We start from the raw sequence: 16,085 nt of genomic DNA, 5'->3' as shown, positions 1-16,085 counted from the left end.
CGCTATCGCAGGCAAGCCAGCTCCCACATTTTTAACTGTGCTCGCTCACCTTCAGTCGATGAAGGTCACAACCCCACCGGCCAGGGACTTCACCCGCGCCAGCGACTCAACACGGTAGCCCTGGGCATCCAGCTCTGCACGGCCGCCCTGGAACGACTTCTCGATCACAATCCCCAGGCCTGCCACGGTGGCGCCGGCCTGTTTGATGATCGAAATCAGCGCCTGGGACGCCTTGCCGTTGGCCAGGAAGTCATCGATCACCAGCACGCGGTCGCTGCTGGTCAGGTGACGCGGGGAAATCGCCACGGTGCTTTCGACTTTCTTGGTGAAGGAATACACCGTCGCCGACAGCAGGTTTTCCGTCAGGGTCAGGGACTGTTGCTTGCGGGCGAAAATCACCGGCACGCCCAGGTTCAGGCCGGTCATGATCGCCGGCGCGATGCCCGAGGCTTCGATGGTGACGATCTTGGTGATCCCCGAATCCTTGAACAGCGCGGCGAATTCGTCGCCGATCAGCTTCATCAGCGCCGGGTCGATCTGATGGTTCAGAAAGGCGTCGACCTTGAGTACCTGGTCGGAAAGCACGATGCCTTCTTCGCGAATTTTCTTGTGCAGTGCTTCCACAAAAGCTTCCTCTGGTGGCGCAAGGGGCGCCGAAAGTAGATTAAAAAGTAGTCGATTCTAGCGCTTTAGCATCGCGCGTATATCCGCCAGGGCAGTGTTGCCGCGTACCGCCTTGACTTCAGTCGGGGTGTCGTCGTTGCCTTCCCAGGCCAAATCGTCCGGTGGCAGCTCATCGAGGAAGCGGCTCGGGGCGCAGTCGATGATCTCGCCGTATTGCTTGCGCTTGGCCGCAAAGGTGAAGGCCAGGGTCTGACGCGCGCGGGTAATGCCCACGTAGGCCAGGCGCCGTTCTTCTTCAATGGTGTCGGCTTCGATACTGGAGCGGTGTGGGAGGATTTCCTCTTCCATGCCCATGATGAACACATAGGGGAATTCCAGGCCCTTGGATGCATGCAAGGTCATCATTTGCACCCCTTCGGCGCCATCTTCTTCTTCCTGCTGGCGCTCGAGCATGTCGCGCAGGACCAGCTTGCCGATGGCGTCCTCGACGGTCATTTCACCGTCTTCGTCTTTTTCCAGGGTGTTCTTCAGCGCTTCGATCAGGAACCAGACGTTGCCCATGCGGTAATCCGCGGCCTTGTCGCTGGAGCTGTTGGTGCGCAGCCAGTTTTCATAGTCGATATCCATGACCATGCTGCGCAGGGCGCTGATCGGGTCTTCGCCGGCGCACTGCTCGCGCACCTTGTCCATAAAGCGCTTGAAGCGCGACAGGCGATCGGTGAAGCGCGTATCCAGGTGTTCGCCCAGGCCGATTTCGTCGGTGGCGGCGTACATCGAGATCTTGCGTTCGGTGGCGTAGTTGCCGAGTTTTTCCAGGGTGGTGGAGCCGATCTCCCGGCGCGGCACGTTGATCACGCGCAGGAAGGCGTTGTCGTCATCCGGGTTCACGATCAACCGGAAGTAGGCCATCAGATCCTTTACTTCCTGGCGTCCGAAAAAGCTGTTGCCGCCTGACAGGCGATACGGCACCTGGTGGTGCTGCAGCTTCAGCTCGATCAGCTTGGCCTGGTAGTTACCGCGATACAGGATCGCAAAATCGCTGTAGGGCCGGTCGGTGCGCAGGTGCAGGCTGAGGATCTCGACGGCCACGCGCTCGGCTTCGGCATCTTCGTTGCGGCAGCGGATCACGCGGATTTCGTCGCCATGGCCCATCTCGCTCCACAGCTGCTTTTCAAACTCGTGGGGGTTGTTGGAGATCAGCACGTTGGCGCAACGCAGGATGCGGCTGGTGGAGCGATAGTTCTGCTCCAGCATCACCACTTTCAGCGACGGGTAGTCGACCTTGAGCAGCATCAGGTTTTCCGGGCGCGCGCCGCGCCAGGCGTAGATCGACTGGTCATCGTCGCCGACCACGGTGAACTGGTTGCGTGTACCGATCAGCAACTTCACCAGCAAATACTGGCTGGCGTTGGTGTCCTGGTATTCATCCACCAGCAGGTAGCGCACCTTGTTCTGCCACTTTTCGAGGATGTCGGCGTGTTCCTGGAACAGCTTGACCGGCTGCAGGATCAGGTCGTCGAAGTCCACCGCATTGAACGCCTTGAGCGTGCGCTGGTAGTGGGTGTAGACGATGGCGGCGGTCTGTTCCTTGGGGTTGCGTGCGTTTTCTAGGGCTTCGGGGGGCAGGATCAGGTCGTTTTTCCAGGCGCCGATCATGTTCTTGATCTCATCGACGCCGTCGTCGCCCGCGTATTCCTTCTGCATGATGTCGGTCATCAGGGCCTTGACGTCGGTCTCGTCAAAGATCGAGAAGCCCGGCTTGTAGCCCAGCCGCGCATGCTCCTTGCGGATGATGTTCAGCCCCAGGTTGTGGAAGGTACACACGGTGAGGCCACGGCCTTCGCCGCCCTTGAGCAGGGTGCCGACGCGCTCTTTCATCTCGCGCGCGGCCTTGTTGGTAAAGGTCATGGCGACGATGTACTGGGCACGGATGCCACAGTTCTGGATCAAGTGCGCGATCTTGCGGGTGATCACGCTGGTCTTGCCGGAGCCAGCACCGGCGAGCACCAATAGAGGGCCGCCGACGTAGTTCACGGCTTCTTGCTGCCGGGGATTGAGTCGGGACATACGGAATTTTGGGAGTCATTGTTCAAAAGGGCGGGCATTTTAACAGGCTGGCAAGATTCTGCTGCCTCTGAACGACAGTGTGACGTACCACTCGATCTAAATTTGCCGCTTTTGTTACTTTGCCGCAGGATGTGCGGGGTTTTTGGGTCTATCGTTCGATCTAGAGCCGCACTGCGCGTATTTGATAACCAATATCATTGGTGATTATCAGGCTGCACGTCATAATGCCCGCCGCCAACGAAATCTTGCACAGTCTAGGGAGCTAGCTTGTCTACGCCTGTCGAACCCTTGCGTTTGCTGCTATTGGCCGATACGCCTACGTGGGCAGCGTTGTTGCGCGAGTGCCTGGCGCCGATGGGCGACGGGGCAGTGCTGATCAGTGCGCCAAATTGGGAGTCGGTGAGCAGCCTGTTCGACGACGACCGCACCGCCGTCTTGCTCACCACCCCCAGCCTGCAACCCGGCCCAGGCCGTTGCAGCCTGCCGACCGTCTTGCTGCTGGAGCAGGAGCCGCTGGTTGCGCCGTTGGGCGCCAGCGACTGGCTGATCCTCGGTGCGTTTGATGTCGATACGGTTCGCCGCTGCCTGCGCCATGTGCGCGAGCGCGGCTTGCTGGAAAACACTCTGCAACGCCTGGCCGAACAGGATCCGCTGACCGGCATCGCCAACCGCCAGGGGTTCCAGACCCTGCTGGCCGCGCGCCTGGCAGAAAACGACGGGCGTGGCCTGGCACTCGGCCATCTGGACCTGGACAACTTCCGCCATGCCAACGATGCCCTCGGCCACCAGGCGGGCGACCGGCTGATCCTGCAAGTGGTCTCGCGGCTCAAGAGCCAGCTCGAAGCCGGCGACCAACTGGCGCGCCTGGGCAGTGACGAATTCGCCTTGTTGATCGACACCCGCCGCGCGCCGCAACGCGCCGAGTGGATGGCCGAACGCATCACCGAGGCCATGGCCGAACCTTACTGGGTCGATGGCGAGAGCCTGCTGATCGGCTGCAGCCTCGGTGTGGCCCATGCCCGCGCCAAGGCCGGCGCCGACCCGTTGATGTGGCACGCGCATATCGCCATGCAACAGGCCAAGAGCACCCAGGGCTGCACCTTTCATATCTTCAATGAACGAATCAACCGCAACGCCCGCAGCCTTGCCGACCTGGAAAGCGAACTGCGCCGGGCGCTGCGCCGTGATGAGCTGGAGCTGCATTACCAGCCGCGTCTGGACCTGGACGATGGGCATATCGTCGGCCTCGAAGCCCTGGTGCGCTGGCGCCATGGCGAGCGCGGCCTGTTGCCGCCAAGCGAGTTCGTGCCGTTGGCCGAGCAGAGCGGCCTGATTGTGCCGTTGGGCTACTGGGTGATTTCCCGTGCCCTGCGCGACATGCAGGACCTGCGCGAACGCGGCCTGCCGCCGCTGCACATGGCGGTCAACCTGTCGTTCCGCCAATTCCAGGACAGCCAATTGCTGTCGACCTTGAGCCGGCTGATTGCCGAGCGTGGGGTGGAGGCGCAGTGGCTGGAATTCGAACTGACGGAAACCGCCGTGATGCGCCGCAGCGACCTGGTCAAGCAGACCATGGATGCCTTGGGCCGCCTGGGCGTACGCTTTTCCCTGGATGACTTTGGTACCGGGTTTTCATCCTTCGTACACCTCAACAGCCTGCCGATTGCCCTGCTCAAGATCGACAAGAGCTTTGTCGGCGGCATGGAAGAGCGCGAGGAAAACCGCAAGCTGGTGCACGCCATGATCAACCTGGCCCATAACCTCAACCTGGAAGTGGTGGCCGAAGGTGTGGAGACGCCGGAGCAACTGGCGTTATTGCGTCTGTTTGGCTGCGACCAGGCCCAGGGTTACCTGATCAGCAAGCCATTGCCGTTGCCGGAGTTGGTGGAATACCTGACATTTGGCAGCAGCCAACAGGCGTTGTTGGGTGAAGTGATCTGACTTTGTAAACCCAATCAAAAATGTGGGAGCAGGCAAGCCAGCTCCCACATTGACCGAGTACATGCTTCAGTTCGGCTGTGGGGCCATGTCGATTTGCGGTTCCTGGGCAATCATTCGCCTCATCTTTCTTTCAAACGCCCACGTCAGGGTAATCGCCGCACAGGCCAGGCCCAGCGCCAGTCCCCACCACACGCCGGTCGGGCCCCAATCCAGGGTAAACGCCATCAACCAGGCCGCTGGCGCGCCAATCAACCAGTAGCAGCCCAGGCCGACGAGGAAAGTGGTCTTGGCATCCTTGAGCCCGCGGATACAACCCATGGCAATGGTTTGCACGCCGTCGAACAACTCGAACCACGCCGCCACCGCCAACAGGCTGACCGCCAGGCTGATCACCTGGGCGAAGGCCGGGTCGTCATGGTCGAGGAACAGGCCGATCAGCGGGTCTGAAAACAACCAGAACACCATGGCAAACCCCAGCATCACCGTTGCGCCGAAGGCGATCCCGACCCGCCCGGCCAGCCTCGCGCCCAGCAGGTGCCCACCGCCGTAATGCAAACCGATGCGCATGGTGACCGCATAAGACATGCCCGCCGGCACCATGAACGCCACCGAGACGATTTGCAGGGCAATCTGATGCGCTGCCAACTGCGTACTGCCCATGGTCCCCATGCACAGCGCCGCGAAGGCGAACAAGCCGACTTCCACTGCATAGGTGCCGCCAATCGGCAGGCCCAGGCGCCACAGCTCGCGCAGGTAGTGCAGGTTGGGCCGCAACAGGCCCTTGCCCAATGGGTAGGCCGCGTAGGCGCGGTTGTATTTGATGTACCACAACAGCGCCAGGGCCATGCAGTTGGCGACAATCGCGGTGACCAGGCCAATGCCCATCAGGCCCAGCTTGGGCAGGCCGAACATGCCTTCGATCAACGCATGGTTGAGCAGGTAGTTGATCACCGTGCCGCACAGGCTGATCACCATCACCGGCGTGGCTTTGCCGATGGCGCTGGTGAAGCCGCGCAGGGCCATGAACGTCAGGTAGCCGGGCAGGGCGAACGGCAGGATCATCAGGAACTGGCCAGCCGACTGCACGTTGGTTTCGGTCTGGCCGAACATCAGCAGTACGGGCTTGAGGTTCCACAGCAGCAGGCCCGCCACCAGGGCCATCAGCCAGGCCAGCCAGAGTCCCGCCTGGGTCAGGCGGGTGGCGCCTTCGATATCGCCGGCGCCCTGGCGGATAGCGACCAGGGTGCCCACGGCGGCTATCACGCCGATGCAAAAGATCGACACAAACGAGTAGCTCGCCGCCCCCAGCCCGCCGCCGGCCAGGGCTTCGGGGCTCAGGCGGGCCATCATCAAGGTGTCGGTGAGCACCATCAGCATGTGCGCCAACTGTGAGGCAATCAACGGCCCTGACAGCCGCAGAATGGCCCAGAGTTCGGTACGCGCCGGATGCTGCATGATCATCACGCTCAATATTTGTATAAAGGGTAGAGCGGTTGATTCTCGGCGCTCTCAGCGCTTTGCACAAAGGGATAAATGCGATCAGTCACATGATTAAAACTCATGCCTGGACGATTCTGGTAGGGTTTGCGGATCAAGCCGTCGGAGTTTTCTTCATGTCTCGTCGTCTTCCTCCGCTGTATGCCCTGCGCGCGTTTGAAGCGGCGTCCCGGCACAATTCGTTCACCCGTGCCGCCGAGGAGTTGTCGATCACCCAAAGCGCGGTCAGCCGGCATATCCGCACTCTGGAGGAGCACTTCGCCTGCCGTCTGTTCCAGCGCAGCGGGCGCACCTTGCAGCTCACCGAGTCGGCGCGCCTGCTGTTGCCCGGCGTGCGCGAGGGTTTTGCCGCCCTGGAACGCGCTTGCCATACCTTGAATGCCGAGGACGACATCTTGCGCATGAAGGCCCCGTCGACCCTGACCATGCGTTGGTTGCTGGCGCGGTTGAGTCGGTTCCGGCATCTGCAGCCGGGCAATGAGGTGCAGTTGACCAGCGCGTGGATGAGCATCGATGAGGTGGATTTCAACCAGGAGCCGTTCGACTGCGCGGTCCTGCTGAGCGATGGGCACTTTCCTGCGGACTGGGAAGCCAGTTACCTGTTTCCTGAATTGCTGATCCCGGTGGGCGCTCCGAACTTGCTTAACGATGGCCCCTGGGATGTGGAACGCCTGGCCGGCGCCGAGCTGCTGCACCCCACGCCGGACCGGCGTGATTGGCGCCGCTGGTTGCAACGCACGGGGCTGGCCTCTCGCGTCGCCATCAAGGGCGGGCAGGTGTTCGATACCCTGGAGCTGGGCATGATTGCTGCCGCCCGGGGCTACGGCGTGTCCATGGGCGACTTGCTGATGGTCGCCGAGGATGTGGCCCAGGGCCGTTTGAGCCTGCCTTGGCCTACTGCGGTGGCCAGCGGCGAGAGCTACTACCTGGTCTGGCCCAAGACCCGCCCCGGCGGTGAGCGCCTGCGCAGGCTGTCGGACTTTCTGCAAAGTGAAGTGCGGGCCATGGCACTGCCGGCAGTGGAACAGCTCGACTGAATCGATGCAGCGCCCGCCAACAAGGCGTTGGAGTGATACCCCTGTGATTTGCTCAAGTATTGGCCCCGGCCGCCGAAGTAGGTGTGTCGCAGCTGCCATTAGTTGCGGCTCAGCGTGCCCCCAATTCAAGAAATTCGCCGATTAGCGCTATGAGATCAGGAAGATCCGGGCCTCGGCCAGGAGCAGTCATGTCTCAACCCCGCGCCCGCATAGCTTCGCAGCTGGGCATCGCCTTGGCGGTCATATTGGCTGTCGTGATCAGCGGCAGCACCGTGTTTGCCCTGCGCTCCCTTGATTCGGCCAACCTGCAGACCCGTGAAGAACACCTGGCCAGCGAAGCGCGTTTGCTCGCCGACCAACTCAATACCTTCCACAGCACCTTGCGCGAGAGCACTCAGCGTTTGAGCGGGCTGTTTGAAAAGCGCTTTGGCGCAGGCCTGAGTGTGCATGCCGAGCAGACGGTGAATGTGGCCGGGGTAGCGACCCCGAGTCTTTACCTGGGCGATGCGGTGCTCAACAACAACTTCGACGAGGTCGATGAGTTCAAGCAGATGTCCGGCGGCGTGGCCACGGTGTTTGTGCGCAGCGGCGAAGACTTCATCCGCATCAGTACCTCCCTGACCAAACAGGATGGCAACCGCGCCATCGGCACCGTGCTCGACCGTCAGGGCGCGGCCTACCAGCGCGTGGCCGGCGGCCAGACCTACATCGGCCGTGCGGTGCTGTTCGACCGTTCCTACATGACTCAATACAGCCCGGTGCGTGACAGCAGTGGCAAGGTCATCGCCGTGCTGTTCATCGGTTTTGATTACACCGACGCCCAGAACGCCCAGTTTGAAAACCTCAAACGTTTTCGCATCGGCCAGACCGGCTCGCTCGCGCTGCTGGATGAACAGAAGCATTGGCTGGTGGCGCCGGCTGGGGTGCAGGCGCCGGACGAGGCCATTGCGGTGATGCTCGACCTGGCGAAGAAACCGGGCGCAGGCCGTTTCTGGAGCGACAAGCACGAAGATTTCTACAGCGTCTCGGTGCCGTTCGAAGGCGGCCCCTGGGCGGTGGTAGCGAGCATGCCCAAGGCTGAAATTCGCGCAGTGACCTGGGAAGTCGGCATCCGCTTGGTGATCGGCAGTGTGCTGGCGATGTTGCTGGCAGTAGGCGCCACGGTGTGGCTGTTGCGCAGTAAGCTGGCTCCATTGAGCGACCTGGTGCGCCAGGCCGAAGCCCTGGGCGCCGGTGATTTGAGTGCGCGGTTGAATGTGTCCAGCCATGACGAAATCGGTCAATTGGCGCGCAGTTTCAACCAGATGGGCGAGGCCCTGTCGACCATGGTCTCGCATATCCGTGAGGCGGCCGAGGAGGTCAACAGCCGCGCTCAGGCGCTGTCGGGCTTGTCAGGTGGGGCCTATGAAGGCATGGAGCAGCAGTCCGGCGAGATCACCAGCATGGCCGGTGCGGTGGAAGAGTTCAGTGCCACCTCGTTGAACATTGCCGACAACATGGGCAATACCGAACGCCTGGCCCAGGAAAATGCCCAGCAGACCCGCATTGGCCGCAACTCGATGCAGGAGGCGTCGGCGTCCCTGGAGCATATCGCTACGGCACTCAACAGCACGGCCACGGTGATCAACACCCTGGGCCAGCGTTCCCAGGAAATCGGTGGCATCGTCGGCGTGATCACCTCGATTGCCGACCAGACCAACCTGTTGGCCCTCAACGCGGCCATCGAGGCGGCACGGGCCGGGGAGCAGGGGCGTGGGTTTGCCGTGGTTGCCGATGAGGTGCGCAACCTGGCCTCACGCACCCGCCAGGCCACCGACGAGATCTCCGGGATGATCCAGAGCATCCAGCAGGAAACCGGCAATGCCATCAGCACCATGGAGCAGGGCAATGTGCTGATGCAGGAAGGCTTGTCGCGCAATGCCGACGTTGCCTCGGCCCTGGCGCGCATTGACGAACAAAGCCGCTCGGCGGGGCAGCAATTCGCCGCGATCACCACCGCCACCCAGGAGCAAAGCAGCACGGCGACCTTGCTCAGCAGCAACCTGCAGAGCATTGCGCTGGCCAACAGTGAACAACGTGAAGTGGTCTCGAACCTGGCGATTACCGCCAGGGAGTTAGAGACGCTGGCGGCGGGGCTGCGGCATGAGGTTGATCGGTTTCGTTGATTGACTGTCAGGGCCTCATCGCGGGCAAGCCCGGCTCCCACAGTTGACCGTGTTCAATTGAAGAAACCGGTTCAGTGTGGGAGCCGGGCTTGCCCGCGATGACGGCTGACTCGGCTCTCAAGCCTCGGTTCGATCGCCGAGCCCTGGGTCCACGCGCTTGCCGATGTCCTTGAGCCGCGCCAGTTGATCGACCATCCCTGGTGCTTCGTCGAGGCTGCTGACGAAGGTCCACAAGTACGTCATCACCGCATACACGTGGCCGGCCTTGACTGCAGGCGACAGGGCCAGCTGGCTGATGGCGACCACAAACAGCAGCGCCGCCAGCGTGCCGATAAACAGGAACGCCGCGGCCTCGCGGTCCGATAGCCAGATACGCAGGCGTGACAGCAGTTGGTAATGGCGGCGCAGGGTCTGGGCGCTGACCTTTTCCACCAGGCCAATTTCTTTCTCCAGGCGGTTATTCAAGCGTTTGTGCAATTGCTCGTTACGGCGGGCAAAGCGCGGCAGCAGGGTGATGCACAGCACCAGCGCGGCAAAGCAGGCCAGGCCGACCCAGGGTTCAATCACCAGGAGCATCACGGCTGCGCCAACGATGGATACCAGGGCCGTAGCAATCACCGGCACGTGTTTTTCGAAAAAATCAACAAAATCCCGTGCCAGCACTACCCGCGCGGCAGCCTTTGACGTGCTGTGGTTTTGCAGGCGCTGGTTGAGAATCACCGGCACGGCAAGGTCGGCGTAGATCCGGGTGAAGGTACGGGTATCCAGGGCCCGGCGTGCGGCACCGACTACCCAGAAAGCCATGACCACGGCTGCATAAATCAACGCGCTGCCGGCATCGCCGCGCAGGATCGAGTCCACAGCGAAACCCGCAAATAGCGGGTAGGCCAACAGCAAGGCGTTCTCCAGCGCGACCAACGACAACGTGCCAAACAGCTTCCAGGGGTAAGCCCTGGCGATTGCCTTGAGGGTTTGGCTGGCGGATTGCTGGCCGATTTTCTTGCTTTCTTCGATCAGGATGTGCGGCGTTACGGATGGCATGGGTGCACCAAAGGAGTGATAGGCGCTACTATTGAGCGACTGCTCAAGTATCCTTGAGCGATCGCTCAAAAAGCAAGCGCCGCTTATCTGCCGGTGCCCGTAAGGAATTGCCCATGTCGCGTATCGACCGTAAAGACCAGATCATCACCGCTGCCCTGGAGCTGTTTCGCAGCAAGGGTTTTGCCGATGTCTCCACCCGCGATCTGGCGGAGCATGCCGGTTTGTCCCGCAGCCACGTGTATCACTACTTCAGCGACTGGAAAGAACTGCGCCGCGAAGCCTTCGTGCGGTTCGCCACCGACCAGTTGGACGAAGTGCGTGCCCCCCTGGCGCTGGCGCCGCCTCTCGAAGCGTTGCTGGGGTTCCTGCGTGACTGCCTGCCAAGCAGCGCCGATGCCGACTGGGCACTGTGGCTGGACGCCTGGGACGAGGCGCTGTATGACCCGCAAATGGCCCAGGCCTATCTGTCGATCAACGCCCAGTGGCAAGCCATGCTGGCGGAGGTGATCGAGCGGGGTGTGGCCGCGCAGGTGTTCCGTTGCGACTCATCCACACGCGCCGCACGCCAGATCTTTGCCTTGGCGATGGGGTATGCCGATGACCTGATGCTTAACCCCTCCACCGAGTCCGCTGAATCGGCACTGGGTGAGGTGCTGGAAGTGGCGGGGTGGTTGCTGGACTTACCCCGGGATCTCTAGCCCAAGGTTGCTGGCCGGTATTGCAACGCCTCCGCCAAGTGATGCCGCATGATGCTTTCCACCTGCTCCAGATCCGCCAGGGTGCGTGCGACCTTGAGCAGCCGGTGGGCCGCGCGCAACGACAGGGTCAAGCGCTCGCAGGCCGTCTCCAGCCAGCCTTCGTCGACTTTCGATAACTCGCAGTGGCGGCGCAACCCCGTCAGGTCGAGGAAAGCATTTGCACAACCCTGGCGTTGCTGCTGGCGATCCCTGGCGTCGGCGACGAGGGCAGAAGCGCTGGCCGTGTCATTGCCGGTTTGTTTGGCAGGGTTCAGCGCGGTGCTTTCCCGGGCGACGGTCAGGTGCAGGTCGATGCGGTCCAGCAGCGGCCCGGACAGTTTGTTGCGGTAGCGCTGGACCTGCTCCGGCGTGCAACGACAGCGCCCGCTGGGCTCGCCCATATAGCCGCAAGGGCAGGGGTTCATCGCCGCTACCAGTTGAAACCGCGCCGGGAAACTCACACGGTCGCGGGCGCGGGAAATCACGATATGCCCGGACTCCAGCGGCTCGCGCAGCACCTCAAGCACTTTGCGATCAAACTCTGGCAACTCATCGAGAAACAGCACCCCATGATGGGCCAGGGTGATTTCCCCTGGCTGGGGTTTCGAGCCGCCACCCACCAGCGCCGGCCCGGACGCGGAATGATGCGGCTGACGGAATGGCCGGTGCGGCCAGTGGCTCAACGGAGCGAGGCTGACCACCGACTGGATCGCCGCCACTTCCAGGGCTTCCTGTTCACTCAGCGGCGGCAGCAAGCCGGGGAGGCGGCTGGCGAGAAGGGTCTTGCCGGTGCCCGGCGGGCCGCTGAACAACAGGTTGTGGGCGCCTGCTGCGGCAATCAACAGCGCTCGCTTGGCCGCCAGTTGGCCTTGCACTTCACTCAGGTCGGGGTAGGGCTTGTTCAGGTACAGCAAACCGTCGGACTTGAACGGTTCAATCGGCACCTGCCCATTAAGGTGCGCCACCACCTGCAGCAGATGATCCACCGCAATCACCGTCAGCCCGGACGCCAGGCAGGCTTCCTCGGCATTGGCCCGAGGCACGATCACCGTGCGCCCGGCCTTGCGTGCCGCCAGGGCGGCCGGCAACACGCCTTTCACCGCTCGCACCTCGCCGGACAGGGCCAGTTCGCCCAGACACTCCACATCATCGAGCATCAACGCTGGCACCTGCACACTGGCCGCGAGAATCCCCAGGGCAATCGCCAAGTCAAACCGCCCACCGTCCTTGGGCAGGTCGGCGGGGGCCAGGTTGAGCGTAATGCGGCGTGCGGGGTATTGCAGCGCGCTGTTGAGAATGGCGCTGCGTACGCGGTCCTTGCTTTCCTTCACAGCAGCCTCGGGCAGGCCCACCAGGGTCAACGATGGCAAGCCATTGGCCATATGCACTTCGACCGTGACGGCAGGGGCTTCGACGCCGATCTGGGCGCGGCTGTGGACGATGGCGAGGGACATGCTCGTTCCTTGAAAGAGAGGCCGCTTCCTGCGGGTTTTTCAAGGGTAGACGAGGTGGGGAAGAGCGAGGCGGGGGAGGTTTTACAGAACGTATCCGGAGTCGTTCGCAGCGCTTTATGTGGGAGCTGGCTTGCCTGCGATGCACACGCCTCGGTGTATCAGAAAGACTGAGGCGATGCTATCGCAGGCAAGCCAGCTCCCACACTGACCGCGTTTATTCAGCAGCGGGTGGCGTCAACTTGGCTTCCAACTCCGCGACCTTCGCCTCCAGGCTCTCCAGACGCGCGCGGGTGCGGGCCAGGACCACCATCTGGCTGTCGAATTCCTCGCGGCTCACCAGGTCCAGTTTGCTGAACCCGCTTTGCAGCAGCGCCTTGAACTGGCTTTCGATTTCGTTGCGAGGCAGCGGGGTTTCGCCGCTGAACAGGCGAGAGGCATGGCCGCTCAGGGCGTCGAGGAGGTCTTTGGGCGCGAGCATGGGAAACATTCCGGAAAACAGTTGGCCGGCAGTGTATCACGCAGCGCCTACAGTCTTTTCAAGGTGATCTACGCACGCTTTTCGCGCATCGGCCCGAATGGGTATGCACCGTTTTTGTGCGTATCCAGGCCGCAGCACAGGCCTGTGGGCGGATGTAGGCGGGCAACGGATTGATTTCAGTGATTTTTACGGAGCTGGCAAGGTTTCTGCTTAGACGATCATGACCCATGCACTGATGCAGTCGCTGTGACGAATGCAGTGCGCTGACGGATCAGGGTACTTGTTTCGTCACCAACGGTTAGCTGGCGTCGCAAAGGCAATTGCCAAGGCGACGATGCGTTACAAAGCCAGGCACTGCGCTTAGACTTGAGACGGGTTTGTTTTCCTGGGGCAAGTCCACCAATTCGGGAGAGAGTTTTCATGAAGCTAGTCACTGCCATCATCAAGCCGTTCAAGTTGGACGATGTACGCGAGTCACTGTCCGAGATCGGCGTGCAGGGCATTACCGTCACTGAGGTCAAAGGCTTCGGTCGGCAGAAGGGTCATACCGAGCTGTATCGCGGCGCGGAATATGTAGTCGATTTCCTGCCGAAGGTGAAGATTGATGTCGCCATTGACGACAAGGATCTTGATCGGGTTATCGAGGCGATAACCAAGGCGGCCAACACCGGAAAGATCGGTGACGGCAAGATCTTCGTGGTCAATCTGGAACAGGCTATTCGCATCCGTACCGGCGAAACCGATACCGACGCAATCTAAGCCGCCAAACCCCAACGCCCCAGGAGAAAACAATATGACTCTGCGTAAATTCGCAGGGCTAGGAGCCCTGTTGTCCATCGTAATGCCCAGCCTGGCCATGGCGGCAGACGAAGTGGCGGCTCCAGTCCTCAACTCCGGCGACACCGCCTGGATGCTGACAGCCACCGCATTGGTGCTGTTCATGACCATCCCCGGCCTCGCGCTGTTCTACGGCGGCATGGTCCGCTCCAAAAACATTCTTTCCGTGATGATGCAGTGCTTCGCCATTACCGGTCTGATCAGCATCCTGTGGGTCGTCTACGGCTACAGCATTGCGTTCGACACCACCGGCATGGAGCAGGGCGTCGTCAACTTCAACTCCTTCTTCGGCGGGATGGGCAAGGCGTTCCTGGCGGGTGTCACACCGTCCAGCATTACTGGCCCTGCGGCGCTGTTCCCGGAAGCGGTGTTCATCACCTTCCAGATGACCTTTGCGATCATCACCCCGGCGCTGATCGTCGGTGCATTCGCCGAGCGCATGAAGTTCTCCGCCATGCTGCTGTTCATGGCCATCTGGTTCACCCTGGTCTATGCGCCAATCGCGCACATGGTCTGGAGCGGCAACGGCGGCCTGATGTGGGACTGGGGCGTGCTGGACTTCGCTGGCGGCACCGTGGTGCACATCAACGCCGGTGTGGCTGGCCTGGTGGCGTGCATCGTGCTCGGCAAGCGTAAAGGCTACCCGACTACGCCGATGGCCCCGCATAACCTGGGCTACACCCTGATCGGTGCGGCAATGCTGTGGATCGGCTGGTTTGGCTTCAACGCCGGCTCCGCTGCAGCGGCCAACGGCACGGCCGGCATGGCGATGCTGGTGACCCAGATCGCCACCGCTGCTGCGGCACTGGGCTGGATGTTCGCCGAGTGGATCACCCACGGCAAACCAAGCGCCCTGGGCATCGCCTCAGGTGTGGTTGCCGGCCTGGTGGCCGTTACGCCGGCCGCCGGTACCGTGGGCCCGATGGGTGCCCTGGTGATCGGCCTGGCTTCGGGTGTGATCTGCTTCTTCTGCGCCACCAGCCTCAAACGCAAGCTGGGCTACGATGACTCCCTGGATGCCTTCGGTGTACACGGCGTGGGCGGGATTGTCGGGGCAATTCTCACCGGCGTATTCGCGGCGCCGATCCTGGGTGGCTTCGGCACAGTGACCGATATTGCCGCACAGGTCTGGATCCAGGCCAAGGGCGTCGGCTTTACCGTGATCTACACCGGTATCGTGACTTTTGTGATTCTCAAGGTGCTGGACTTGACCATCGGCCTGCGTGTGACTGAAGAGGAAGAGGCCGTTGGCCTGGACCTGGCGGAACACAACGAACGCGGCTACAACTTGTAAGAACCTATGAAAAAACTTGCCCGGCTTGCCGGGCATTTTTTTGTCTGGTATTTGCCTGTGGTGAAGGCTTGTGAGATTTTTTGTGGCGAGTTTGTGATCGGATCCACAAGGCAGTTTTCACTGTGCGAATGTCTTACAGGCATGTAGGCGTATTCGGCACTTTGTTTTTTCCCAGAGCGCGCTAGAATGCGCGCCGATGGGCGCAGAACTGTATACGGCGGCAGACCCTGATTACCCTGTGGGCCAAGCCCCGGGTCCTTTCAAGGGCAACCTATCAGGTCGCCAACTGAGTTTGCCGGTCAAGGCCGGCCACTTGGCAATGGGCACATGGCAACGCGTTTATCTGGGCGAGCAGCGTGATCAGGGCGGTGCTCGTAAAGTCCTCGGTACCTTGCAGGGTGACGGGGCATAAGCCACTGGTTATCCGGTGGACGTTGATTTTTTTCCGGCAGCCTTCGACAGATGGTGAAGCTGGGCTATAACTAATCTGCTTTTCGCAAGTCATGAGGTAGAACATGAGCGACGATGATCTGGAAAACGACGAACTGGAAGTAGGTGACGAAGACGACACCGAAGAAGGTCTTGAAGCGGCAGCGGAAGATGTTGCTGACGACGACGGTGGCGATGACGCACCTGTTCCGGCCGCCAAAGGCAAGGCCAAGGCTGCCGTTTCGGTAGACGAACTGCCGAGCGTCGAGGCCAAGAACAAAGAGCGCGATGCGCTGGCCCGTGCGATGGAAGAGTTCCTCGCCAAAGGTGGCAAAGTTCAGGAAGTCGAGGCTAACGTGGTGGCAGATCCACCGAAGAAGCCGGATAACAAGTACGGCAGCCGTCCTATCTGAGGTCGGTGACTTGCTTGCTGAAAAAGCCCGCCGTCGCTGCGGGCTTTTTCATGGGCGCCTCTATTTCCTGC

General features: G+C 61.5%; 13 protein-coding genes and 1 pseudogene. 8 read left to right on the top strand and 6 right to left on the bottom strand.

The features are described from left to right. Positions 1-51: 51 nt before the first annotated feature. Complete coding sequence (locus BHC62_RS01425) at positions 52-624, bottom strand: xanthine phosphoribosyltransferase (protein WP_029289761.1); 573 nt, start codon at positions 622-624, stop codon at positions 52-54. A gap of 57 nt (positions 625-681) precedes the next feature. Continuing rightward, positions 682-2,691, bottom strand: coding sequence for a DNA helicase Rep (gene rep, locus BHC62_RS01420; RefSeq protein WP_029289758.1), 2,010 nt, complete (start codon positions 2,689-2,691; stop codon positions 682-684). A 267-nt stretch (positions 2,692-2,958) separates the two neighbouring features. Between rep and BHC62_RS01415 the strand changes: the two genes are divergently transcribed. Then, positions 2,959-4,632 (top strand): bifunctional diguanylate cyclase/phosphodiesterase, encoded by a 1,674-nt coding sequence (locus BHC62_RS01415; protein WP_029289756.1) that lies wholly within the window; start codon positions 2,959-2,961, stop codon positions 4,630-4,632. A 66-nt stretch (positions 4,633-4,698) separates the two neighbouring features. Here the strand turns inward: BHC62_RS01415 and BHC62_RS01410 are convergent, their stop codons facing one another. Then, the gene (locus BHC62_RS01410; protein WP_070994045.1) at positions 4,699-6,093 is read right to left on the bottom strand and encodes a NorM family multidrug efflux MATE transporter; all 1,395 of its coding nucleotides are present in this window, start codon (positions 6,091-6,093) and stop codon (positions 4,699-4,701) included. Positions 6,094-6,245: 152 nt separating this feature from the next. Here BHC62_RS01410 and BHC62_RS01405 point away from each other — a divergent pair, with 152 nt between their 5' ends. Together BHC62_RS01405 and BHC62_RS01400 are read left to right on the top strand one after the other, a co-directional pair. Beyond that, positions 6,246-7,166, top strand: a complete 921-nt coding sequence (locus BHC62_RS01405; protein ID WP_029289752.1) for a LysR substrate-binding domain-containing protein — start codon at positions 6,246-6,248, stop codon at positions 7,164-7,166. Between the two features lie 188 nt (positions 7,167-7,354). Continuing rightward, a complete protein-coding gene (locus BHC62_RS01400; protein WP_070994044.1) occupies positions 7,355-9,331 on the top strand; it encodes a methyl-accepting chemotaxis protein in 1,977 nt (658 codons plus the stop codon). Between the two features lie 117 nt (positions 9,332-9,448). On the opposite strand, the gene BHC62_RS01395 is transcribed toward BHC62_RS01400, so the two are convergent. Continuing rightward, on the bottom strand, positions 9,449-10,372 hold the full coding sequence (locus tag BHC62_RS01395; protein ID WP_029289748.1) for an ABC transporter six-transmembrane domain-containing protein: 924 nt from the start codon (positions 10,370-10,372) through the stop codon (positions 9,449-9,451). Positions 10,373-10,485: 113 nt separating this feature from the next. Here BHC62_RS01395 and BHC62_RS01390 point away from each other — a divergent pair, with 113 nt between their 5' ends. Next, positions 10,486-11,070, top strand: a complete 585-nt coding sequence (locus BHC62_RS01390; RefSeq protein ID WP_029289746.1) for a TetR/AcrR family transcriptional regulator — start codon at positions 10,486-10,488, stop codon at positions 11,068-11,070. Here BHC62_RS01390 and BHC62_RS01385 read toward each other — a convergent pair. Further along, the gene (locus BHC62_RS01385) at positions 11,067-12,563 is read right to left on the bottom strand and encodes a YifB family Mg chelatase-like AAA ATPase (RefSeq protein ID WP_070994043.1); all 1,497 of its coding nucleotides are present in this window, start codon (positions 12,561-12,563) and stop codon (positions 11,067-11,069) included. The two genes, BHC62_RS01390 and BHC62_RS01385, sit on opposite strands and share 4 nt — an antisense overlap. A 214-nt stretch (positions 12,564-12,777) precedes the next feature. Next, complete coding sequence (locus BHC62_RS01380) at positions 12,778-13,041, bottom strand: accessory factor UbiK family protein (RefSeq protein WP_029289742.1); 264 nt, start codon at positions 13,039-13,041, stop codon at positions 12,778-12,780. Between the two features lie 420 nt (positions 13,042-13,461). Between BHC62_RS01380 and glnK the strand changes: the two genes are divergently transcribed. The 4 genes and pseudogenes from glnK to sutA all read left to right on the top strand — a co-directional run bounded on the left by glnK (position 13,462) and on the right by sutA (position 16,014). Next, the gene (glnK, locus tag BHC62_RS01375) at positions 13,462-13,800 is read left to right on the top strand and encodes a P-II family nitrogen regulator (protein ID WP_002555808.1); all 339 of its coding nucleotides are present in this window, start codon (positions 13,462-13,464) and stop codon (positions 13,798-13,800) included. A gap of 34 nt (positions 13,801-13,834) precedes the next feature. Continuing rightward, positions 13,835-15,172 carry an ammonium transporter gene (locus BHC62_RS01370; protein ID WP_029289659.1) on the top strand — a complete coding sequence of 446 codons (1,338 nt, stop codon included), beginning with the start codon at positions 13,835-13,837 and terminating at the stop codon, positions 15,170-15,172. 250 nt (positions 15,173-15,422) lie between these two features. Continuing rightward, positions 15,423-15,584 (top strand): annotated as a pseudogene (locus BHC62_RS01365) (YjbQ family protein); the annotation flags it as partial. A gap of 103 nt (positions 15,585-15,687) precedes the next feature. Next, positions 15,688-16,014 carry a transcriptional regulator SutA gene (sutA, locus tag BHC62_RS01360; RefSeq protein WP_015886504.1) on the top strand — a complete coding sequence of 109 codons (327 nt, stop codon included), beginning with the start codon at positions 15,688-15,690 and terminating at the stop codon, positions 16,012-16,014. The last annotated feature ends 71 nt before the right edge of the window (positions 16,015-16,085 follow it).

Source organism: Pseudomonas sp. 06C 126, from assembly GCF_001855215.1.
Taxonomy (GTDB): domain Bacteria; phylum Pseudomonadota; class Gammaproteobacteria; order Pseudomonadales; family Pseudomonadaceae; genus Aquipseudomonas; species Aquipseudomonas proteolytica.
This window is presented reverse-complemented; position numbering and strand designations above follow the sequence as displayed.